Raw genomic sequence first — 23,312 nt, forward strand, 5'->3', positions numbered from 1 at the left:
ATATTCCGAATTCGCACAACTCCGCATAGTGAACTTGTGCGAATTCGGAATACGTAACAACAATTCTATTTTCAGTTTATCTCAACTAAGAAAATGTAGCTTTAACATCAGGCCTCCCTTGAATCATGATTTGACAGATCCGGCCGTCAATCCCCCTACCCAGTACCTTTGTAGGAAGAGGAAAGCCAAGACCATGGGAATGATCGAGATGAAGGCTCCAGAAGTCACCAGATTCCAAACCTGTTCTGATGCTGCTCCGGCCTGGGATTTTGTCTGCCATTGGGTCAGCCCGACCGTAATCGGGAACAACTTTGGATTAGTGAGAACAACCTGGGGCAGGAAGAAGTTGTTCCAAGCACCGACGACGGAAAGCAGAAAGACTGTAGTAATTGCTGGGGTCATAATAGGCAGAGAAACTTGTGTGAAAGTTCTCAACTCACCTGCCCCATCAACTCGAGCCGCCTCAATCATTTCATCGGGTAGGGATTGCATGCAGTAGATTCTCATCAAGTAAACACCCATTGGATTGAGCAGGGATGGCAAAAGCACAGCCCAAATGGTGTTGGTCATACCAATGTCAGACATCAACAGGAACGTGGGTATCACCAAGGCTGTCGAAGGAATCATCAAAGCACCGAGAACGATGTTGAAGTACAGATTTCGCCCGCGGAATCTGAACTTGGAGAAACCATATCCAGCCATAACCGCCACTACTGTGGCGCCGAACCCTCCTACAAGAGCGTAAAGGAAGGAGTTGAAAATCCAACGCCAATAAATGCCATCCTGATAGCTCGTAAGCTGACCGATGTTCTTCCAAAGGTCGAAATCCTTATCGAACCACATAGAGCCATGGGCACCGAAGAACAATCCCGAATTTGACTTTGTGGAAGCGACGATCAACCACCATACAGGCAGGAGGAAGTAGACCATGGCCAATATCAGTACTACATAAACGAAAACGCTGGTATTACCTTGAATGCGTCTGGCGCTTCTGCGAACGCCGCTTGTTCTTGTGGCTGACATGTCAGTCCTCCAATCCAGACTGATTACGAGTCAGTCTCATGAACAAAACGCTGAATATCACCACGACCAGTCCCAGCGCGAATGAAACCGTAGCAGAGTAGTTGGTCTGGTTGTAATTGAAAGCAAGAGCTTGCGCATACATATTGGGCGTGTACTCCGGCGGTATGACCGTCGGCGCCTGATTACGCAAAATGGTGGGTTCTGTATAGAACTGCAGGGTGCCGATAAGCGAGAAGATGGTCACCATGACCAATGATCCTGAGACCATCGGCACTTTGATCCTTGTAGCAATCTTCAGTTCTGATGCCCCATCTATTCTGGCCGACTCGTAGAGTTCATGCGGAATGGACTGCAGGGCCGAATATAAAATCACCATGTAGTAACCCGTCCATTGCCATGTCACGACATTGACCAATGAACCGAAGATGCCGTTGGCAGTAAGGAATCCGGGGGTCTGCATTCCAAACAGCCCGAATATGGTAGTAAACGGGCCCATATTCTTGGAGTACATAAATCCCCACATCAATGCACCGATGACTCCAGGAATTGCATAAGGCAGGAAGATAACCAGCCGGGAAACTGAGGCAAACTTGTTCTTAAAGGAGTCTAGGAGCAGAGCGAATATCAGCGCTAGTCCCAGCTGGATCGGAACCATGACAACGGTGTAAAGAATGACGCGGCCCATACCGACCAGAAATATCGAGTCAGTAAAAACGCGCTGATAATTGGCGAACCCCGAGAAGGACTCCCCTTTGACCTGTGTATAAGTAAACAACGATACATAGAATGCGTAAGCAAGCGGTATCACAAGGAACAACAGAAAGATGACCCCAAAAGGAGCAGTAAAGAACCAGCCCCACATCCCTCTATGACTGCTGCCTACATTGGATTTCGTCTTTCTGGGCTTGTCTATTGCGTTCGAAGCCATTTCAGAACCTCCTAAAAAGGAGGGATACCGATGACGACATCCCTCCAATTAAATGAGCAGTCACTCTGTAGTGAAACCTTGCTGCTTGGCATAATTGTTCAGCTTGGTTTCCAGAGTCTTCAGGGTCTCCTTGCAATCATTGCCTTTCTTAACGATTGCAGAGAAAGACTTAGTCTGTTCGTCATAGGCATAAGTCTGGAAGGGCAGGAACTCGTCGCCTTTCCAGGCATTTGCCACTGGAATAGTGACTTCATTAGGCTTTTGGTTACCCAAAAATGGCTCTTGCATGTTCTTGAAAGCATCCGATGCGAGCTGCTTCTTCCAAGATGGGAACAAAGCACCATCGGTGACACCGATATGCTGTGCTGTATCTGAATCGAACAGATCGTGAGCAACGCTGGCCGCTGCTTTGGTGTCTTTGGCCTGATCAGTTACAGCCCAAGCAGATCCTCCCTGGTTGACCTGAGGCGTGGAGTCATCCCAAACCGGCGCCTTGTAAATCCTGAAATTGCCGCTTGAAGAATTGTCCAAACCCTTGATGTAGCCAGTCAGCCAGGAAGCCTGAACATAGGCGGCATACTTGCCGGAAATCATATTGTTGTTCCAGTCGGTCGTATTGGCGTCCGTGGTGTCGACCAGACCCTCCTTGACCAGGTTCTGCCAGTATTCTAGAACCTTCTGCACGCCTGGGGTATCCAACTTAATACCTACCTTGTCAGGCGTCTTTGACGAATACTCGTATACTTTCTCTCCTGCCTGAGCAAAAAGTGCAGGATTGACAGCAGTGCCGTTAGGAGCCCAATCGCTCAGGAATCCGTCGAAACCAGCAGCTTTAAGATCCTTGCCTGCCTGCTCGAATTCCTTCCAAGTAGTTGGAACCTTGACGTGGTATTTATCGAAGATGTCCTGACGCACATACATGACGAAGGGACCAAGATCGACAGGAACGCCATAAACGGAGTTGCCGCCGCCCATGCTCACGCTCTTCCAGGCGCCTTCCGTGTACTCCTGCTTGTGATCATTCATGCCATACTTGCTGAGGTCAACCAGATGCTTTTGAGCTCCCGCGACAAATTGCGGCATTGCTTCATACTCAAGCTGGATGATGTCAGGACCGCCGGACTTGGCTTTTATAGCATTATTGAATTTGGTGTATTCGGGACTTCCCTGACCAGCATTCGTCCAGCACACTTGAATATCATCATGATTCTCGTTGTAGTCATCGACTACTTTCTGAATGGCCGGATACCAGGCCCATACGGTAACCTTTTCTGCATTTGGCTTCTTGACCTTGTTCTGGCATTGAGCATTGGCATTCGCAGTTTTATCGCTGTGCTCAGCCTGACTTTCATTCTTGGCTCCTCCGCCACCGCCACAGGCAGCCATGGAAATCGCCAAGACTCCCGAGAGTGCCGCTGCAATGATTCTCACAGTTCTCCTCATTATTTCTCCTTTGAATATATGTGGAAACCAACAATTTGTAATTATCAATCTAAGTGGATAGCCGTCCACGAAACCGGAGGAAGCATGATGCTCAGTTTGCCGTTCTCAAAGGTAAAGTCCTTACGCGTCTGCAAACCGATACGTTCGGGATCCTCAAGCGTATTGCGAGCATCAACATCGTCATCATGAAGGCTCTGGACAACCACTTTCCCAGCTTTATAGAGTCCAGAAAGGTCGGAACGATACTCCACGCTCCGATCAAGACTGCGGTTGACAACAAAAACAGTCAGCGAACCATCAGCTCCTCTGACCACCACAGAGTCCGTCATCGGCACATCGCCGTATTGGCTGGTTTCGCATGTTTCAGCATCTTCCTGAGAGAGTAAGACACTGCCACCCTTGGCGTATTTGGCAGTCAGAGCAAATGGGAAGAAGATGGTTTGTCTCCAAGCAGGGCCGCCGGGTTCTGTCATGATGGGTGCAATGACGTTGACCAGCTGAGCCAGACTGGCGGAATGCACGATATCAGCATTTCTGAGCAGGGTGATCAGTAGATCGCCAAACACCACTGCATCAGCAACCGAATATATATCTTCCAGAAGTCTGGAACCCTGAGGCCAGTTGCCTATGCCTACTGGAGGCTTACTCGGTTCTGCATCCTGATACCAGACATTCCATTCATCGAAAGATATATAGACCTGATGCTTGCTCTTGAGTCTGCCTCGAACTGCAGCTATGACCGAAGCCACATCGCGGATGAACCCATCCATATCGACGCCGGAAGCCAAGAAGCTAGCCATATCACGATTGTGCGGCTCATAATACGCGTGGCAGGAGATGAAGTCGATTTGATTGTAGGCTTCCTCCAGTACAGTCCGTTCCCATTCACCAAATGTAGGCATACTGTGCGAAGAAGAGCCACAGGCCACCAACTCTAGATCGGGGTCGACCATGCGCATCGCCGTTGCAGTCTGAGCAACCAGTCTGGCGTATTCGTGGGCGGTCTTGTGCCCGATCTGCCAAGTACCATCCATCTCATTGCCTAAGCACCACATTCGAATTCCAAACGGTTGCTCACGGCCATTGCGTCGACGCATGTCAGACAAAGCCGTGCCAGAAGGAATATTGGCGTACTCAAGTAGATCAAGGGCCTCTTGAATACCCCGTGTACCAAGATTGACAGCTTCCATGAGCTCGTTGCCGCCCAACTCATCCAGCCAATCCGCCATCTCATGAAGACCGAATTCATTGCTTTCGCCCGAATGCCAGGCCAGATCGATACGCTTAGGACGTTCGGAGCGCGGACCGACACCATCCTCCCAGCGATACCCGGATACAAAATTCCCGCCGGGATAGCGGATGGCAGTGACACCAAGCTCCTTTACCAAATCAATGACGTCCTGTCTGAATCCCGCCTTGTCCGCAGTCGGATGGTCTGGTTCATAGATGCCTGTATAGATACCACGACCCAAATGCTCAACAAACGAGCCGAAAATGCGTTCATTGATGGGAATGGACCTTGTCCGCGTGTCCAGAATCAGATGCGCTTTTCCAGGCTTTGATTGTTGCCGTTCTTCCATGGATCTGGTCTCCTTCCCCCTGCCTTTTGTGTCTACCAGCAGTGCAGGGTTTTACGTTTTGAGTACAACGTTGTTTTCACTACGAAATATGCAGAAGTATCATTTCTTTGCCTCGCTTTTCTTCGTGCAACCCTGCACATCACTGTTTACACTATACAACAAAAAGAAAGAGCTGATTCAACAACACATACAACGTTGTTCTAAATTGCCTGAAAAGAAGCGCGACACGCCATCCGCAGCAACACGATGTTTGAGGGATCTGTCGGGTCTTATGACTGCTGTATCCATAGGTACAGCTCAAAGTCGACTATCTATTCACTGAGTTAAAGGAAATACATAGAGAGGCAGAGCCACGACTATCTCCTATCAGTCACTCAGTCGAAACCTATAAGCTAGCCCATTGCAATGACGAACCTGTTCGTTGCAGATAGCACCAGTATGCTTATATAAAGAAAAACCGCCGGATAACCGGCGGTTGGAAGCTCCCGCAGCTGGGCTTGAACCAGCGACATTTCGATTAACAGTCGAACGCTCTGCCAACTGAGCTATGCGGGAATGTCCCGTTCAACTCTCGCTGAACACAATTACCATACTATAGTCAGGACTCTCGTATACGACAACTTGGCGTGTCGATTACATGAGAATCCTGTCCATGGGCATGGCCGAATCGATGGAGAAGTCAGGAGCAGAGGGAGCCAGTCCGGCCTGAACCAGATTGACGCCCAGCATGGCCACCATGGCACCGTTGTCCGTGCACAGGTTGATCTTCGGAATGCGGACCTTGATGCCCTCCTGGTCGCCGAACTCCTGGAGCTTGCCACGCAGCTGCGAGTTGGCCGAGAACCCGCCGCCGACAATCAGGGTATCCGTGTCGAACCTGTGGCAGGCGGCCATGGCCTTGCGGGACAGGACGGTGGCCACGGAATCAGCCAGGGAGGCGCAGACATCATCCACGGGAATGTCGAGCCCGGCCTGCTGTCTGCGTTCGACCCACCGAGCCACGGCTGTCTTGACCCCGGAGAAGCTGAAGTCATAGGGATGCTCGGCTCCGGCCCGGCCCTTGGTCAGCCCCTGGGGCACGGAGATGGCATGAGGATCGCCCAGACGGGCGTGGCGGTCGATGTGGGGGCCGCCCGGATAGGGGAAGCCGAGCAGACGGGCGATCTTGTCGAAGCACTCCCCCGCCGCGTCGTCCAGGGTGGTGCCCACCACCTGGACCGATCGCGCCAGATCATCCACATGCAGCAGTGAGGTGTGGCCGCCGGAGACGATCAGAGCCAGGGCATTCCGAGGGAAAGGGCCGAATTGGAGCTGGGTGACCGCTATGTGTCCTATGACGTGGTTGATGCCATACAAGGGCTTTTTCGCCGCCCAAGCCAGCGCCTTGGCACCGGAAACGCCTACAGCCAGGCATCCAGCCAGTCCAGGACCAGCCGAGACCGCTATGGCATCCACTTGGGACAGGTCCATATCCGCATCCTTCAGGGCCTTGGAGACGACCGGTACAAAGGACTCAGCGTGTGCCCGCGAGGCGATCTCGGGTATGACGCCGCCATAGCGGGCGTGCTCGTTCATGGAGGATGCCACCACGTTGGACAGCAGCCGGTTGCCCTGGACCAGGGCGGCAGCGGTCTCGTCGCAGGTGGATTCGATGCCAAGCACCAGGGGCTCACTCATGGTCAATGATCCTTTCCTGTCCCTCCGAAAGCTTGTTGCTGACAAAACCCACCGGACCCGGCCCAACCGAGCTTAAAGGTCTGGTCATAGCCCAGGCGTCAACATCCTCAGGCTGATAGTAGCCCTTGCATAGACCCGTCTGTGAGAAGCCAAATTTCTCGTAGAGGTCGATGGCCGCAGGGTTGTCTACGCGGACCTTCAGGTTCATGCGTTGCAGACCCTTGCGATCGGCTCCGGTAATTATCCTGGCCAGCAGAGATCCTGCAATGCCGCGATGCCGTGCTTCCGGCAGCACCCCGATAGTCATCAGCTCGGCATCCCTTTCGCCCGACCAATAGCCTCCGTAGCCCAGGATCGCATCCTGGTCTTCCCATACCAGGTAGATGCGTGAAAGCGCAGACAACTCGAACCGCAGCTCCTGCCGGCTCCAGGCCTGGTCGCCGAAGACGCGCGACTCTAGATCGACCAACCGGTCCAGATCCTCCAAGACCGCCCCGCGAATCATGATTGGACTGCCACATGCTTAAGCGGATTGGGCACGGAGACATCCGGCCGGCGAAGATACAGCGGCTCCACCGGGTCGATCAGCCCATGCTGGGCACGTCTGGTAGCGCAAGCAGCCATCAGGCCTGTCCCCCGTGTCCGATCCTCCAGGAAGGATCCTTCGTCCAGCACAACCCGCATATCGGAATGCTGATCCAGACGCTCCCACTGGTCGGCATAGCGGGTGGCTCCATGGCCGCTGATGACCAGAGTGACAGGGTCCTGATCCACAGACTCCCGCTCTTCCGCAATGGCCGCGATCTTCTCACCGATAGCCGCCGGATAGTCGATGCTCATGTCGGTCAGCGGCCGGGCCGGAGCCTCGGCGCCACCGAAGTCGTCAAAGAGACGGTAGTAGAGCTGCCGCCGCCGAGCATCGTTGACAGCCAGGACCAGAAGCCGTGCATGGTCTTGGCCCTGCCGTTTGAGCCTGCTGTAGGCATAGCGGGCCTGCGGCTCCAGGATGTCCTGTCCCAGCAGACGGGCACCCGTGGCAAACGCCAGGGCTTTGGCGGTGACGATGCCTGCCCGCAGACCGGTGAAAGGCGCAGGCCCCAGTCCCACCACGATGGTCCGCAGATCGTCTGCAGACAGCCCAGCCTGATCCATAACCTTGGCGATATTGACCTGGAGGCGTTCTACGTGCGAGCGCGAGTCGGTCTCGATGCACGGCTCCCGCCCTGGCAGCCCCACAGTCGAGCCATATGAGGTATCGATCACCAAAAGGGACGTATCGGTCCCGCTCATGCCGTCATCGCCTTTCTCAGCTGATCCATTCTATTGGCCCATGACGGACCCACTCCACGCAGACGTACCATACGCTGACCCTGGGAGCTGGGTGGCGCCTCAGGATCTTCCCGGGAATCCACGTGTCGGTCGATGGTCACTTCCAGACGTTGATCGGCCAGGGCAGAGGCCATCTGCTCGCCCCATTCCATCAGAATGATGGTCCTTTGGCCAGGGTCTTCCAATTCCTCATCCAGACCAAGGGACTCCAGCTCGTCCAGGAGCCGATCCACGGCATCCTCGCCAGGCAGATAGCCCTGTCCACCCAGCCGGTAGGCATCCACATGGATCAGGGTAACCGGCGAGCCGTCGGACAGATGGCCATGCAGCTCTCTTGCGATGGTGAAGGTGGGCGAGACCACAGGGCCGTCCACTCCGAGTCCGTGACCCAGCCCCTGGGCCAGCGTGGTCTTGCCCGCCCCCAGAGGCCCGGACAGGAGGATCACGTCCCCGCCTTGCAGACACGAGGCCAGGTTTCTGCCCAGTCCTTGCATGTCCTCGCCTGTAGGCACAGCCAGTTCAAATCCGTCCTGTTGCCGGGCACTGACCTGCAAGCTCATGCCAATGTCCTTCCCTTGGCGGCGATCAGCTCCACTGCCCGTTCCAGGGCATAGCGGGCGTCGCCGCTGCTGGTCTTGCTGATCTCATCAGCTTGGGCCAAGGCCTCGATGCAGGCCGCCAGGCCGGCGGAGGTCCATCCATGCAGCTGTTTCTTGGCCTCCCGCAACTGCCAGTAGGCGGCCTTGGCCTCGGCTGCGGTAATGGATCCCGACTCGATGGCCGCCTCCTTGCCCAGCGTCCGCAGCTTCAGGGCCAGTACGCCAATCAGGGAGACGGGTTCGTTGCCCTGCTCCAGGGCTGTACGCAGAGCGACGACGGCTTGGGCCGGACTGCCGGCAAGGGCCCTGTCTGCCACCGCGAAACCGGATACAGCCGGGTTATCGGTCAGATAACGGTTGACGATCTCCAAGGTCATGGGATCCTGGTCGAAATCGAAGCAGAGCTGGGAGCACATGGCAGCCAGTTCCGGAGTGCGCTCGCCCAGGACATCAACCAGGCGCTGGGCCGCCCGTGGCTGGATGCGGCGCTGATGGGCTTTGAAACGCCCGTAGACGAAGTCGACCTTGTCGTCGAACTTCTTCAGATCCGGCATCCGCTCAGTCACCGCTCCGGCCCGCGCCATTTGGTCCAGAAGCCTGCGACCCCGGTTGCCCCCGTCATGACGTGCGATGACGATGCTGGATCCGGCCCCTGCGCTCTCACGGCAGAAATCGATCAGGGCCTGGCTCAGGGCTTCATCAGCCGCCTGCAGATCATCCAGACAAACCACAGACGTCTGACTGAGCAGGGAAGGTCCGACCGCCTCCTGAAAGGCGTACTCGTCGCAGTCTGACGCGTCCAGCTCAATGTATTCGCTGTCCGGATGGGCGGCGCATGCCTGCGCGCACAGCTCTTTGAAACGCTGAGCGTTGAGGAAGGGATCGCCGCCGACCACCAGATGGACGGAAGGGTTCTCCTGCTGAGCTTTGGTCATGACTCAAATCTCCCTTCATCGCTGGACATTAACCTGTGTCGTTTTTGAAGACCAGCTGGGCTAGAAGGCCATAGGTCTGCCGCAGCCAGCCCTTGGCTGACAACCAGGCCGACGGCCGGAAGGGAACCCCCGAATTCGCCGCTGCCGCAGCCGGCCATGAATGAACCCGCCCCCGGGCACGGATGAATCGAATCAGCCGATGATCGATGATGGCCATGAGACCCAGACCAACCAGGCAGGCGCTACCGACCGGTCCCGGCGGCCAAGCCGCCGGAGCAGCTGCCTCGCCCAGCCACGTGGCGGCAAAAGCCATGACTCCCGTACCCAGGGAGGTCAGTCGGGCCAGCAACAGACCCATTGGAGGCCAGAGCCAGGAGGTGAGCAGTGCCAGCAGACCGGTCACTGTGGCAGCGTCGACCACAGGAGTGACCAGCAGGTTGGCCAGTGGAGCCAGGAGAGGCAACCCAGGACTCATCAGCACCTGCACGGGCAGCGTCCCGGCCTGAGCGCACAGGGTCGTGGCCAATGGACGTGCCAGAAATGCCGGAAGATGATCTTCAAGGAGGGCCGCCAACCGCCGGTTGCCCAGGCCGATGCCCAGCACGGCTCCACAGGAGAGAGCGAAGCCGAAGCTCAGAGCCATGGAAGGTCGCAGGATCAGGACCAGCAGGACACACCAGGACAGCGTGTTCAATGACTGGGCAGGCCGGCAGGCAGCCAGAGCCCATGCCGAAAGAAGCCCCATGGTCTGAGCTCGCAAGACTGAATCCCCGGGGACCATCAGCATGCCCAAACCCAGATAGGCGGCAGACAGAACCAAGGCCATCAGCAAGGGCGGCGAGCGCAGGGCTCGCATGATCCTCACCAGCAGCGAGGCCAGGATCATGAAGTGCCCGCCGGAGACAGCCATCAGGTGCAGGATGCCCGATGCCCTGAAGTCCTGGGTCAGACGGGTTGCATAGGCGGGCTCCACTGCCGGTCTGCCCAGGGAGCCATCCGACCCAGGCGGGGCCTGGTTGCCCAGGATGCCCATGGTCAAACCCGGCACCAGTATCCTTCCCTGATCGTCCAGTCTGCTGGTCTGTTCGAGAAAGGCCCTTTGCATACGGGCGATCAACCGTCTACAAGGGCCTGGCGGCTCGACTTGTTTCGTGCCGTCTTCCACAGCCAACCAAGGAATAGGACGGCCGTAGGCAGAGGGCTCCAACAGGCCTCTCGCACGATACTGCCCTCCCTGTTGCAGCAGGCATGACCGGCTGCGGGCGAAGAACATGATGCGCTCATCGGAAGGCATGCGCACCCCGGCCACAGTCACCCATTGCAGCCTGATCTCCGCCTGACAGTCCCAGCCTCGCCGAGAGGATGCACTCACAGGGCCCACAGCCCGGCCACGAATCTCGGCCAGCGCTTTTCCCTGACGGATCTGCCGGGCTGCCGGCCCGCTGCGCGCTGACTCATGACCGACTGCGGCGGCCAATGCTGCAGTCAGAGCCACCGCAGCCAAGACAGCCAAGGTCGGCAGTTTCCGAGGACCAAACCAAGTGGACGCCAAGGTCGGCACGGTGGGGATACACGGAGACTCACAACCTTGGGGCAGCCGGTTCCGTGGGCATGTGCGAGATGGGTGACGCAATACCTGACCCTTGCAATCGGAGTTCTCTGCAGCGACCAAGCAAACGAGTTTGAAGGCAAGCAGGACCATAGCTATGATTAATGGAAGCGCCAAGACAAGCGGCATCAACCAGACCGACATGCCCGTGCCCCCACCAGCTACGCCACCTCTGGACTCCCCTGCCGTCTTGGACCAGCCGCCGCTTTTGGCTGACCCGGCCAAGGAACCGCCCATGATGCGGTCCAGAAGCCACGGGACCAGCAGGGCAATCGCCCAGGCCAGACAGGCAGCGGGGAGCATACGAAGATTGCGATTGCCGTTTTCTCGATCAGCAGCAGGACGATCTCCTGCCTGGCCGGCCATCATTGCGCCACCAGATATGGGCGCAATCGGGCCAGGGTCTTGGCACCGATGCCGGGGACATCCAAAAGCTGATCGACCGAGGCGTAGCGACCGCCGATAGCACGACGATGCTCCAGTATTTTTGCTGCCGTGACCGGTCCGATTCCCTTGACGTTCTCCAGATCCTCTTGGCTGGCATTATTGAGATTCACACGTCCGGTCTGATCCGCTGTTCCCGCGGATGCATCAGAGACTGGAGCAGCAGAGGCATTGCCTGCCCTTTCGCCATCGTGGGCGGAATCTGATGCCGCATTGGTATGTTCGCTGCCTTCGTCGCCATGGGTGTTCCGGCTACGATCGCTTCCAGACGCATGTTTGCTGCGGTGTGCAGCACTGTGGGCATCGCCGTTTGCCGGAGTCGATGACATGCCCCCGGATCCGTCGACTGCTGCTCCTCCAGCCAGCGCCCGTTCCTGCTGGGCCAGCAGGGTCAGGCTGACCGCAAGGGCAACCACCAGAACAAGAATGGCTGTCAAGGCCTGAAGCGGCGTAAACGACCAGACGGGTCGATCACGTCGAATCTGTGATTCGGCCATGTCTTCAGCCGATCGCTCCGACCGACTTGACTGATTCAGGGCCAGAGCCTGCAGGGGCGGCGCCGGCGGCTGGGTGATGTTGATGCTCATGGGCCCAGCCTGGCATGAAAAAGCCCCCCGATATGAGGTCGAGGGGCTATGTGGTCGAAGGTCATCGCCTGTCCACAGCCTGGCTGCGGGCAGTGCAGGATCAGGCTGGCACGACCGAAACGATCTTGGGCGCCTTGACGATGACCTTTCTTGGCTCCTTGCCGCCCAGCCGCTCCTGAACGGCAGGCAGCGCCAGGGCCATGGCCTTGAGCTGGTCAGGCGCGATGTCGGGGCTGACCTGCAACTTGCCGCGGACCTTGCCCTTGATCTGGACCACGGCAGTGACCGTGTCCTCGCCAAGATAGCGATCATCCCAGGTCGGCCACTGGGCATGCGCCAGGGATTCCTCGTGACCCAGACGGCTCCACAGCTCTTCGCAGATGTGGGGGGCGATGGGCGAAAGCATGAGCACCAGTGGCTCGATGGCTGCCCTAGGCGTCGGATTCAACCCGGTCAGATGGTTGTTGAGCACGATCATCCTGGCGATGGCTGTGTTGGGCCGCATGGCCTCCATCTCCACAGTCACGTCGTGGATGGTGGTGTTGAGCAGTTTCAGGGTCTTCTGGTCGGGCTCGCCCTCATCCAGAACCACCTCGCCGGTCTGCTCGTTCACCACATTGCGCCAGAGCCGCTGCAGGAAGCGCATGCCGCCCACCACGTTGCGCGTGTTCCAAGGCCGGGACTCGTCCAGGGGTCCCATGCTCATCTCGTAGAGGCGGAAGGTGTCGGCCCCGTAGGTGCGGTACATGTCGTCCGGAGTGATGATGTTCTTGAGGCTCTTGCCCATCTTGCCGAACTCGCGGTTGACTGGCTGCCCCTGCCAGGTGTAGCTGACCTTGCCGCCCTCCTCGTGCTCCTCCACCTCGGCGGCTGGCACATACTGGCCGCGCTGGTCCGTGTAGGCGTAGGCCTGGATCATCCCCTGGTTGAAGAGCTTGTGGAAGGGCTCCTTGGAAGAGACGTATCCCAGATCATAGAGGACCTTGTGCCAGAAGCGGGCATAGAGCAGGTGCAGGACCGCGTGCTCCACGCCGCCCACATAGAGATCGACACCGCCTGACTCCCCTGCCGTAGCGTTGTGCTTGGGCCCCAGCCAGTAGTCGTATTCCTCCGGATCGACCATGTGCCGGTCGTCCTTGGGGTCGATGTAGCGCATGTAGTACCAGCAGGAGCCTGCCCAGTTGGGCATGGTGTTGGTGTCCCTGTGGTAGACCTTGGGGCCGTCGCCCAGGTCCAGGGTCACGTTCACCCAGTCCTGGTTGCGGCTCAGCGGGGCCTCCGGGCTGGACTGGGCATCCTCGGGGTCGAAGGTCTTGGGCGAGTAGTCGGGCACATCCGGCAGGGCCACCGGCAGCTGGTCGTCGGGCAGCAGGTGAGGCAGGCCCTGATCGTCATAGACCACAGGGAATGGCTCGCCCCAGTAGCGCTGACGGGAGAAGAGCCAGTCGCGCAGCCGGTAGGAAACGGTCCCATGCCCGACTCCCGCCGACTCCAGCCAGGCAGTGACCTTCTCGATGGCCTGGTCGACCCGCAGGCCGTCCAGGCTGAGCGGGTCGCCAGCGGCCTGGGTGGCCTGGACTGAGGAGTTGACCACAATGCCATCGTGGGAAACGAAGGGGGCCTTGCCCCGATAGTCGTCCAGGGTCTGTCCGGATTCAGGCAGCGGGCTGACCGTGTAGACGACGGGCAGGCCATACTTGACGGCGAAGTCATAATCGCGCTGATCGCCGCCTGGCACAGCCATGATGGCTCCAGTGCCATAGTCCATCAGCACGTAGTCGGCGGTGAAAATGGGCAGCTTGGCCCCCGTGATGGGGTTGAGAGCGTACAGTCCGGTAAACAGGCCGGTCTTGGCTCCGCCTTCGTCTACGCGATCCTTGGCGGTCTTGGCCTCGGCGGCCCTGCGATAGGCCTGCACGCCCTCCGCGGGATTGGCATAGCCGCCCTTCCACTGTTCAGGCACATCCTCAGGCCACTCCTGTGGCAGATGCTGCAGCAGGTCGTGCTCGGGCGAAACCACGGCGAAGGTGGCGCCGAAAAGCGTGTCGGGACGGGTGGTGTAGACCTCCATGGTCTGGTTCCCGTCGGGGCTGGGCACGGTGAAATCCACCGAGGCTCCGTGCGACTCCCCGATCCAGTTGCGCTGCATGAGCTTGACCTTTTCGGGCCAGTCCAGAATGTCCAGATCCTCCAGAAGCCGGTGGCCATAGGCGGTGATGCGCATGGACCACTGCTTGAGCTCACGCTGGTAGACCGGGTAGTTGCCCCGCTCGGACCGCCCCTCGGCGGTCACCTCCTCGTTGGCCAGGACCGTGCCCAGCCCGGGGCACCAGTTGACCGGCGAGCGCGAGATGTAGGCCAGACGGAAGTCGTTGAGCACCTCGGAGCGCTCGGCATCGTCCAAATCATCCCAGGAGGCGTCGGGATGGCCAGGGATGGCCTTGCTGCCGGACTTGAAGGCTTCGACCAGCTCGCTGATGGGCCTGGCCGAGCCCGTCCCCCCGTCGGCACGGCGGTAGTCGGGGTCGTACCAGGACTCGTAGATGCGCGAGAAGATCCACTGGGTCCAGCGCACGTAGTCCGTATCGATGGTGGCAAAGGAGCGGCGGTCGTCGAAGCTGAGCCCCAGCCGATGCAGCTGCCAGCGCATATTGGCGATGTTCTGCTCGGTGGTGACCCGGGGATGCTGGCCGGTCTGGACCGCATACTGCTCGGCGGGCAGGCCGAAGGCATCGTAGCCCATGGCATGCAGGACGTTCTCGCCCTTCATCCGGTGGTAGCGGCTGACCACGTCGGTGGCGATGTAGCCCAAGGGGTGGCCCACATGCAGGCCCTTGCCCGAGGGATAGGGAAACATGTCGATGACGAAGTAGGGACTGCGGCCCCCAGCGTGATCGCCCTGGGCATCGGTCAAATCACCCTTGGTGTTGGCTGCCCAGAAGGTGCCCTCCTTGTCCCAGCGCTTCTGCCAGTGCTCCTCGATGGTCTGCGCCATGGCGGCATCGTAGCGGAACTTGGGCTGATCGGATTCCTGGGTCTGCTGATGATCCCTGTCTTCATTCGCGTTCATATGGTGAATTATCGCCATTCACATGGACACGGCCTAGCCAGTGTCCAGCATCCGTCATCCTGGCGGAAGCCTTGCTCAGCGATCGCCGGGCCGCAGGGTGCGGGCGGCGGCATCAATGGAATAGCCGATGGACCTGGAGGCCCGGCCCAGGGCGGCCTTGAAGGACCCGTCCCGCATCATCCTCTTCAGGGCCTGGTCGATGACGCCCACCAGCTCCGGATCCCCGTGGGGCACGCCGATGCCGTAATGTTCGTTGGAGAAGGGCTTGCCGACCAGACGCAGCTGGCCGCCGCCGCGAACATGAGCCAGGCCGGCCAAGGCAAAATCGTCGCCGCTGGCGGCATCCGTGTCCCCGCTGAGCAGGGCCGTGACGCACTCGGAGAACTCCTCCCGCTCCTGGACCTGGGCCTGGGGTGCCAGCGAGCGCACCAGGGCCCCGGAGGTGGATCCCGCTGCCACGCAGACCCGCTTCTGGGCCAGATCCTCCACCCCGGCGATGTCATTCTGTGTTCGACGAACCAGCAGGTCCTGCCCTGCAGCCAGGTAGGGTCCGGCGAAATCCACCAGCTTCTGCCGTTCCTGGGTGATGGAGTAGCCGGCCACGACCATGTCCACCTGGCCTTGTTCGAGCATGCGCTCGCGGTCTGCAGGCTTCACCTGGCGGAAGACGATCTGCGACTCGGCGTATCCCAGCTCGTGGACTACGTACTGGGCCACATCCACATCCAGACCCCGGTACTGGCCGGACTGGGCGAATCCAAGCCCGGGCTGGTCGAAGGAGATGCCCACGCTGATCTTGGGCCCGATGGAACCCGCCCGGTAGCGATCCTCCTGACGGCCGCACCCGCTCAGGGGCACCGCCAGAACCAGTGCCGCAAGAGCCGCCGCAATCCTGCGTGCAAACATGATCGACACCTACTTGAACATTCTCGAGCGCGTCAGGAACCAGGTCACCAAGGCGGTCACCAGACCCGAAAGAATCACCACGACCGCGAAGCCCCAGGGCTTGTCGGTGAAGGGCATGCCGAACATGCCCTGGTTGAAGTTCATGCCATACATGGAGAAGATCAGCGTGGGCACCGACAGGCTGATGGAGATGATGGTGAAGATCCTCATCACATTGTTGACGTTGTTGGAGACGATGGAAGCGAAGGCATCAGTCATGTTCGAAAGCACGCTTGAGTAGATGTTGGCCATCTCAATGGCCTGCTTGTTCTCCGTGATCACGTCGCCCAGAAGGTCCTCGTCGTCCGGGTAGCGCTTGATCCGCTCCAGCCCGGTCAGCTTCTCCAGGACGATCTCGTTGGACTTGAGGCTGGTGGCGAAGTAGACCAAGGTCTTGTTGAGCTCCAGCAGCATAAGAATTTCGCGGTTCTGCATGGAGTGGCGCAGCTTGAGCTCCAGCCGGTCCGACTCGCGGTCGATGATGCGCAGGTAGCGCAGGTAGAGGGTGGCGTTGCGGTAGAGGATCTGCAGGATGAAGCGGGACTTCATGAAGGTGTTGAAACCCCGGATGGTGCCCTCCATAAAGGGATGAAGCAGGACGGTGTCCTGCATGCAGACGGTGACGATCAGATCCTCGGTGACGATGATGGACAGAGGGATGGTCTCGTAGTAGTCCCGGCCGTCGCGTTCCTCAGCCCGGGGAATGTCGACGATGACCATGGTGTACTCGTCCTCAACGTCCACACGCGAGCGCTCCTCATCGTCCAGGGGGGCACGCAGGTCAGCCAGGTCGATACCGGTGGTCTGGGAGACGTTGGCCAGCTCGACATCGGTGGGCGCCGATAAGCATATCCATGAGCCCTTGGAAGCCTTGCCGATCTGCTCGATCTGCCCGTTCATGGTGCTGAATACTCTCATCATCGCCATCACCGCCTCTCGTGCTCGAACCTGGCCGACGTTTCTGGCCGAACCGATAGTAGCAGACAACCAGTTACCGCCGTGTTCAATTCCGCAGGGTAGTCCCCGGTCATCCCCGCCATGGCCGCAGGACGGCGGGTTGGATTTTGGAGGCGTCGAAGCGAAAATGCCCGGTGATGGGACGATGGCCCGGCAAACCCAGGTAGTCGTTCTCCCTGTCGCGCTGGCCCATGTTGTGCAGAAGCAGGGGAATGCCCCGACCGTCCCTTCTATCGGAGGCCATGCCGATGTGCCAGGAGGTGTCGAAGATGACGATGTCGCCCTGCTGCCACTGGTCGGTGGCCGCCGTGTCGTTGGTCAGACGCTGGGCATGCCGGGACAGGAATACGCCCAGGACGTTGGTGCGCCTGAAATCGATGTTCGGATCCGGGCTGCTGATGGCTCCGGCATAGGCCCCAGGAGACGAGGCGATGTCGGCATCGACCATGGCCTTCAGATCGTAGCCGGCCTGTCGGAAGGCCCTCCAGATCTCGTCGGTGCAGGCGCCTCGGTCATCGGGGGGATAGCCGCCCTGATAGTAGCCACTGTCATAATGAGGATGGCGGCGGGCCTCCTGATGGGCTCCACGCACCATGGCCGTGTAGTCGTCCACACCGTCATGGTTGTAGTCCACAGGCGAGGTCAGCGGCGAATGGGCCGCGGTCTGCTCGGGAGAATACCCGGGAGGGCCGTGGGAAGCGGTCCTGCGGCCGTTTGCTGAGGAGTTGTGATTGTCTGAATGGCGAGCAGCCCCGACATCTATCAGCCTGTCAGCCAGGGCCAAGGAACCCGCCGCAATCAACGCAAGCGCCAACAGGACGGCCGCCCACCGCAGAACCGTTGTCCGTCGATGGCTGCGGTCTCTGTGGTTTCGCTCTGTCGCCATAAGGGTCACCTCATCCGGTTACGCAGGGGCCTGCCATCCATGAATCGATGAAGGTTATCCAGGCAGATTTCCCGAACCTTGTCCATGTTGGAGGGTAGATGGGCTCCCCCGGCCACATGCGGGGTGAGCAGGCAGCGTGGTTGCCTCCAGAGTGGGTGATCTTCAGGCAGGGGCTCCGGTTCGGTCACATCCAGACCTGCACCGAAAATGCCATCCTTATCCAAGGCTTGGGCCAGAGCCATGCAGTCCACGGCATCTCCCCTGCCCGCGTTGATCAGCACGGCGGTGGACTTCATCAATACAAGACGATGGTCATCGATGATGTGCCGGGTCTGCGGCGTTGAAGGCAGGGCCAGAGCCACTACATCCATCTCAGGCAGCAGGGCATCCAGATCGTCAAAACCAGCCAGACGGTCGAACCCCTCCACCGGCTGGTCGGGATGGCGCCTGATACCGATGGTCCGAGCGCCTACGGCCTTGGCCAGACGTGCGAAGGAGGCTCCGATATTCCCTGTGCCTAAAACCAGGACCTGGCAGCCATGCGGCGAAAGGACGGCCCCGCGAGGTTCCCAACGGCCCAAACGCTGATTGTCCCGGTAGGCCGGCAGGTCCTTCATCAGAGCCCACATCATGGCGAACATGTGCTCGGAGACCGACTGCCCGTAAGCGCCTGAGGCACTGGTCAACATGGCGTCCGGAGGCAGAACCCCCGGTTTCATGTAGGCATCCACACCCGCGCTGCTGGTCTGCAGCCAGACCAGGTTACGGCAGGCAACTACCTGCTCGGCCGGCGGATTACCCAAAATGATCGTGGCCTCCGATCGGAGGGATTCAGGGACATCGATGAGCCAATGCATGCTCTGCCGCATGTCCGTGTCGACAATGAACTCCTGACGAACGCCTGGAGCCGCCTGGAGGAATTCCTGTCGTTCACTCTGGTCCAAGGGCAGGCAGTTGATGATGAGCTGGTCCCCAGGATGGTTCTCGTTCCGCTTTTGAACCCGCACTTCGGCATCGTTTTTGCCGGTCATGGTCCGCCGCCTTTCCGTTGCTGCCGACCCCCTTGGTCGCCCCTTGTTCATCATGCTAGCGCACTTGCAAGCTCAGGAATGCCTCAAGACCATTCGAGGATAAAATCCATCAAATAGCTCACAATCCCTGCAATTCCGGGGCAACACACTGAGTTGCTCCATTCGCCAATCCCGGTGTACTATAAGCAAGGCTTCACCAAGCAAGGCAAGCACGGGGCTATGGCGCAGCTGGTAGCGCGTCTCCATGGCATGGAGAAGGTCGGGGGTTCGAATCCCCCTAGCTCCACAGATAGGATCCCGAGGTCACCTCGGGATCTTTTTATATTCGTTGGGCTTGCAAACGCCAGATCGGGGCCTATAGGAACTAAACGCGTTGTTTTAGGTTCTGTGTGTGGGTTTGGTTGTGTGTTGGTCAGAGTGTGGTGTTGGGGTATCTGACTGGTGTGTGGAACTCGTTCCAGTTGATGGCGGTGCCGTAGTGTTCGGGCTCGTCCTGTTCCTGTCTGGTTTCCCGTTTGGGTGCTGGTTGTGGCTGGTGGTGTTCGTCCCTGATCAGGCTGGCGGGGTCGGGGTTGTCGGTTTTCATGTAGCAGTGCCATTCGCAGGCGCGTCTCATGTGGCTCTCGGGTAGGCCGTGGTGTTGCAGGAGGGTGCGTTTGATGGGTGGGTTGACTCCTCCTTCCAGCCGGTTGGTGGTGCGTTCCACTGGCCCGCCGGCGGTGAGTTCGGGTTCCAGGAAGGCGAAGAGCTGCCTGTCTTGGAAGAGGTGTTCGAGCCTGCGGTAGCAGCGGCGGAGTTCCTGGTGGGTCCACCACCAGGATTGGTGGCTGGCTTTGGGGTTGGCTGGGTCGTCCTTGGCCATGGTGCGTTCGTCGATGAGGGTTTTCCATCTTTCGTGCCAGGCGTTCAAGGCCTCACCCCAACGCACCGCTTCCTCGATGGCATGGACCCGGGTGAGCTGGTCGGAGAGTCGCTCGAGTTCCTTGCCGGCCTGAAGTCGTGGTTTGAGTGTCGGGTCGGTTTTGGTGTTGCGTTGCACGTGCACCAGGCGGCGTTGGATGCGCGTGCCCGGCCAGCAGGCATGGCAGGCTTTCTGCACGCCGCGAAGGCCGTCGGTGATGAGCACGTCGGGCCCGGGGATGCGGGAGGACAGGGCCGTGCAGGCCGCCGTGTTCTCCTGATGGCACCACTGCCGGTCGATGACCTGGCCCGTCTGCCCGTCGATCGCTATCAGGAGGCACCAGCCGTGTGCCATATGCGTGCCGTCGGCCATGAGCGTGTGATGGACCACCCCGTCCGGTGTGATTGCCGGCTTGATGTTCCAGCACCAGCCGACCCGTTTACGCCAGGCCCTGGCGCCCATGGCCCCCATCTGTTCCCGGGTCCTGCCCGTCAGCAGCCGGTCCAGGAACTCCCTCAACTGCGCGGCGCGGGCCCGGTCCTGCCTGCGCGCGGTGGACGTGATCGAGCAGGACGGACACATCCAGCGCTGCGTGCCTGATCTGTTGCGCCCATGCCTGCGCATCCGCCCATGGCATATGGGGCAATGCCTGGCCCTCTTCGATCTGGTTCTCATTCCCCAATCGAACAGGAACGGGCACCCCTGCAAGACCCCTATTAACAACCCGACCTATTAACAACCACCCAACACGCTTACAGCCACAAGGCCAAACCCCCAACATAAACAACGCGTTTAGTTCCTATAGCCCCCAGATCGCTCTCTTCTTTCCTTATGCTCAGCAACAGCCGATACATGTCTGAATCATTGCCAATGACTGTGTTGGCACAGTCAAACTGCCATCATTGACTGTGGGCGATCTGTGAAAAAGCCATGGTTTTTCGACTCTTGCAATTGTGTTTTGGCAAAGCTACCCCCTAAGCAAGGCAGAGTCGTCACCACGGGCAATCGGGCATCATGACCGGCGATAGTCATGCACACAGCGTTTTGGGTCGTTGCTATATGCAGGTTGACAATATTCCTGGGATTTCGAAGGTCCAGGAGGCTGCCAAACAGCACATGACCGCCACCGCAGAGTCCAACCACTTGCGGAATAACTGGACGCGTACATGTGCTGCAGCCCCCATGACTAACTCATGAGATAGTGAAAAGGGCTCGGCACTTCAGCGAGGCAGAACAGCCTGCTGCCAGACCTGAATCATGCGCGAATTATCCACGCCAGTGCAAAGTTCCACCTCATACGATCTGACACCACTAACAGGCTGGTCACCATTTCTGTCAGCCAATAACAGCTTGCCGCTGTCGGCAAGATTCACCCGTGCAGGACGAAGAGCAACCAGGTCCCTTTCAGCAAGAGCCAAGACGGATACCAGGTCATGAAGCCACATGCCATCGACTGGTCGAGTTCGTCTGCTGTATGTCAGCCACGGTCTCAACCAACGGTTCATCGAGTCCTTCCACGGCGCCTTGCTTGCATCGGCCTCGGCGATCATACGATCCCAGCATCGCTGGCTCAGATGCGTGGTCCTGGTCACATCAAGCGGAACCAAGGTGATGGGAATACCAGATTCCAACACCCGCCGGGCTGCCACCGGATCGACGGCGAAGTTGGTGTCCACCTCATCACCGAATCCAATGGCACCGCCCATGATGCTGATCCTCTCAATATGCCCAACGACCTGCGGCTCATCACTGATCAGCCCGGCTAGGTTGGTGAGAGGTCCTATGGCGGCAATGGACACCGAACCGCTGCAAGCAAGCACATCCTGCGCAAGCTGATCAGGCCCGGAAACCTCTGGTATGGCTGATACCTTATCGGCGCTTGATGCATGGAACCCTGCCTGCGATCCCACGGCATTTCTCCATACTTCTGGCGCCTCGGGGCTGCTGGCCGCATTCAGCCTCTTGGTCAGCCAAGGCTGGCGTGATCCCTGCAGCGGGCCATCCGCCCCTCGACGGACAGGAACATCCATGCGTCCCATGGATCTCAGCAAGGCCTCTGCACTGGAATAACCGAGATCAGAGGTAGTGTTGCCGAACACGGTCCATATTGCTCTGGTCTTGAGCTTTTCGGAACGCAAGGCATAGGCAATGGCCAGGGCATCATCGACGTTGGCTCCGGGTACACCGTTGCCCGGGTCACAGTCGACGATAATGTTGACTGCATCTTTCATTTCTGTTTTCATACCTCATTTTGGCTGCATCCACAGCTACGGCCAATGACCAGCTGTGGAGCTGCCGGAATTGTGCCTAAACCAGTACGGACAGGAGCATCCGAACGATTTGTTGGAGCGACGGAAGTCTCGTAACCCCCTGGTTTGTCGTCTCCATCATCGCCAGTGTCCTGATAGGCGCCGTCCGGTTTCAGCAACACCTTGGCAATCTTGTCCGCTATCTCATCCTCGGACAGCTGGACGGCTGTCAGTGACGGAATCAAATATGCGGATTGGTCAGTCCCATTCATCGCCGCCAAAGCAACATCATCAGGCACTTTTTTGTCGCGCTGGGCCATGCCTGCCAGGAAACCCATGGCCTGAAGTTCATTCGAAGCAAAGACAGCCTCAACCTGATCGTCGACCAGCTCCGCCGCCTCGTATCCCCCCTGGCAGGTGTAGGGAACGAAGATCTCCTGCCCTGGCTCAAGGCCGGATTCACGTATGGCCCTCTTCCACCCACGGATTCTTTCCCGCGAATTGAGACGCTCCCGAGGGCCGGCAATGATGGCCAGCTTTTGATAGCCATGCCCTATCAGATGGGCTGTAGCCATCCTGGCCTCTTCGCTTTCGTCAAGACCCAATCGAACTCGGCGCCCTGCAGAGGGACTCAATTCCTGTCCTTCCGGTTGGTTGAGCATAACCACGGTTCCCGGGTAGGTTTCAAGGGCATCCATGGGAAGAGGCTGGTCCACGCCATACCAAACCAGACCAGAGACTTGCTGACGCTGGAAGGATTCCAACAGCTCCATCTGGCGACTGGGGTCATCGCTGGAATCGCCGACCAGGAGGGTCTTGCCCAAGGAGAAAAGCTTGTGCTCCAAAGCCTTGGTCATCTGTGCCAGGAAGGGATTGGCCAGGTCTGTCACCAGCAAGGCGTAGGTATCGCTGGTCCCGTTGGCCAGCGACTTGGCGATATTGTTAGGCACATAGCCGGTTCGCCTAATGGCATCTAAGACCTTGCGCCTGGTCTGCTCGGAGACTGGACGTGGACCATGATTGATCACATAGCTCACCACGGCAGATGAAGTACCCGCCTCCCTGGCCACGTCATCCCTTGTCGGACGCCTCGTCACCATTCCCCTCCTTGCAACTGGT

The 23,312-nt window shown here is 58.7% G+C and carries 19 protein-coding genes and 2 tRNA genes; 1 reads left to right on the top strand and 20 read right to left on the bottom strand.

Features of this window, described 5'->3' with window-relative positions:
- Positions 1-123: 123 nt before the first annotated feature.
- The 17 genes from QRX41_RS05430 to QRX41_RS05510 all read right to left on the bottom strand — a co-directional run bounded on the left by QRX41_RS05430 (position 124) and on the right by QRX41_RS05510 (position 19,043).
- Positions 124-1,023 carry a carbohydrate ABC transporter permease gene (locus QRX41_RS05430; protein WP_306222100.1) on the bottom strand — a complete coding sequence of 300 codons (900 nt, stop codon included), beginning with the start codon at positions 1,021-1,023 and terminating at the stop codon, positions 124-126.
- Between the two features lies 1 nt (position 1,024).
- Positions 1,025-1,951, bottom strand: coding sequence for a carbohydrate ABC transporter permease (locus tag QRX41_RS05435; RefSeq protein WP_306222098.1), 927 nt, complete (start codon positions 1,949-1,951; stop codon positions 1,025-1,027).
- Between the two features lie 60 nt (positions 1,952-2,011).
- The gene (locus QRX41_RS05440) at positions 2,012-3,382 is read right to left on the bottom strand and encodes an ABC transporter substrate-binding protein (protein WP_313839223.1); all 1,371 of its coding nucleotides are present in this window, start codon (positions 3,380-3,382) and stop codon (positions 2,012-2,014) included.
- A gap of 56 nt (positions 3,383-3,438) precedes the next feature.
- Positions 3,439-4,974, bottom strand: coding sequence for an arabinosylfuranosidase ArfA (gene arfA / locus QRX41_RS05445; RefSeq protein ID WP_313839224.1), 1,536 nt, complete (start codon positions 4,972-4,974; stop codon positions 3,439-3,441).
- Between the two features lie 482 nt (positions 4,975-5,456).
- Positions 5,457-5,529 (bottom strand) — tRNA-Asn (locus QRX41_RS05450).
- Positions 5,530-5,607: 78 nt separating this feature from the next.
- Entirely contained in the window at positions 5,608-6,651 is a 1,044-nt protein-coding gene (gene tsaD / locus QRX41_RS05455) for a tRNA (adenosine(37)-N6)-threonylcarbamoyltransferase complex transferase subunit TsaD (RefSeq protein ID WP_313839226.1), read from the bottom strand.
- Complete coding sequence (gene rimI / locus QRX41_RS05460; RefSeq protein WP_313839228.1) at positions 6,644-7,156, bottom strand: ribosomal protein S18-alanine N-acetyltransferase; 513 nt, start codon at positions 7,154-7,156, stop codon at positions 6,644-6,646. Before rimI ends, tsaD begins: the two co-directional genes overlap by 8 nt.
- Positions 7,153-7,941 (bottom strand): tRNA (adenosine(37)-N6)-threonylcarbamoyltransferase complex dimerization subunit type 1 TsaB, encoded by a 789-nt coding sequence (gene tsaB, locus QRX41_RS05465; RefSeq protein ID WP_313839230.1) that lies wholly within the window; start codon positions 7,939-7,941, stop codon positions 7,153-7,155. Before tsaB ends, rimI begins: the two co-directional genes overlap by 4 nt.
- On the bottom strand, positions 7,938-8,540 hold the full coding sequence (gene tsaE / locus QRX41_RS05470; RefSeq protein WP_313839232.1) for a tRNA (adenosine(37)-N6)-threonylcarbamoyltransferase complex ATPase subunit type 1 TsaE: 603 nt from the start codon (positions 8,538-8,540) through the stop codon (positions 7,938-7,940). The genes tsaB and tsaE overlap by 4 nt, the downstream gene beginning before the upstream one ends.
- Positions 8,537-9,514, bottom strand: coding sequence for a DNA polymerase III subunit delta (gene holA / locus QRX41_RS05475; RefSeq protein WP_313839234.1), 978 nt, complete (start codon positions 9,512-9,514; stop codon positions 8,537-8,539). The genes tsaE and holA overlap by 4 nt, the downstream gene beginning before the upstream one ends.
- Before the next feature lie 28 nt (positions 9,515-9,542).
- Positions 9,543-11,027, bottom strand: coding sequence for a ComEC/Rec2 family competence protein (locus QRX41_RS05480; RefSeq protein ID WP_313839236.1), 1,485 nt, complete (start codon positions 11,025-11,027; stop codon positions 9,543-9,545).
- 461 nt (positions 11,028-11,488) lie between these two features.
- Positions 11,489-12,154, bottom strand: a complete 666-nt coding sequence (locus QRX41_RS05485) for a ComEA family DNA-binding protein (protein WP_313839238.1) — start codon at positions 12,152-12,154, stop codon at positions 11,489-11,491.
- Between the two features lie 100 nt (positions 12,155-12,254).
- The gene (leuS, locus tag QRX41_RS05490) at positions 12,255-15,224 is read right to left on the bottom strand and encodes a leucine--tRNA ligase (RefSeq protein WP_313839240.1); all 2,970 of its coding nucleotides are present in this window, start codon (positions 15,222-15,224) and stop codon (positions 12,255-12,257) included.
- 75 nt (positions 15,225-15,299) lie between these two features.
- On the bottom strand, positions 15,300-16,130 hold the full coding sequence (locus QRX41_RS05495; protein ID WP_313839242.1) for a glutamate ABC transporter substrate-binding protein: 831 nt from the start codon (positions 16,128-16,130) through the stop codon (positions 15,300-15,302).
- Positions 16,131-16,139: 9 nt separating this feature from the next.
- The gene (locus QRX41_RS05500) at positions 16,140-17,090 is read right to left on the bottom strand and encodes a magnesium transporter CorA family protein (RefSeq protein ID WP_024627661.1); all 951 of its coding nucleotides are present in this window, start codon (positions 17,088-17,090) and stop codon (positions 16,140-16,142) included.
- A 106-nt stretch (positions 17,091-17,196) separates the two neighbouring features.
- A complete protein-coding gene (locus QRX41_RS05505; RefSeq protein WP_313839243.1) occupies positions 17,197-18,012 on the bottom strand; it encodes a DUF1287 domain-containing protein in 816 nt (271 codons plus the stop codon).
- Positions 18,013-18,017: 5 nt separating this feature from the next.
- Complete coding sequence (locus tag QRX41_RS05510) at positions 18,018-19,043, bottom strand: D-2-hydroxyacid dehydrogenase (RefSeq protein WP_313839245.1); 1,026 nt, start codon at positions 19,041-19,043, stop codon at positions 18,018-18,020.
- Positions 19,044-19,256: 213 nt separating this feature from the next.
- On the opposite strand from QRX41_RS05510, the gene QRX41_RS05515 reads away from it, so the two are divergent.
- A tRNA-Ala gene (locus tag QRX41_RS05515) sits at positions 19,257-19,329 on the top strand.
- Between the two features lie 126 nt (positions 19,330-19,455).
- Here the strand turns inward: QRX41_RS05515 and QRX41_RS05520 are convergent.
- The 3 genes from QRX41_RS05520 to QRX41_RS05530 form a co-directional block, all read right to left on the bottom strand.
- Positions 19,456-20,619, bottom strand: coding sequence for an IS256-like element ISBast1 family transposase (locus QRX41_RS05520; RefSeq protein ID WP_313839247.1), 1,164 nt, complete (start codon positions 20,617-20,619; stop codon positions 19,456-19,458).
- 545 nt (positions 20,620-21,164) lie between these two features.
- Positions 21,165-22,187: a nucleoside hydrolase gene (locus QRX41_RS05525; protein ID WP_144086047.1), complete on the bottom strand. Its 1,023-nt coding sequence runs from the start codon at positions 22,185-22,187 to the stop codon at positions 21,165-21,167.
- Entirely contained in the window at positions 22,184-23,293 is a 1,110-nt protein-coding gene (locus QRX41_RS05530) for a LacI family DNA-binding transcriptional regulator (protein ID WP_144086046.1), read from the bottom strand. Before QRX41_RS05530 ends, QRX41_RS05525 begins: the two co-directional genes overlap by 4 nt.
- Positions 23,294-23,312 lie beyond the last annotated feature (19 nt).

Source organism: Bifidobacterium kimbladii (genome assembly GCF_032193675.1).
GTDB classification, from domain to species: Bacteria; Actinomycetota; Actinomycetes; order Actinomycetales; family Bifidobacteriaceae; genus Bombiscardovia; species Bombiscardovia kimbladii.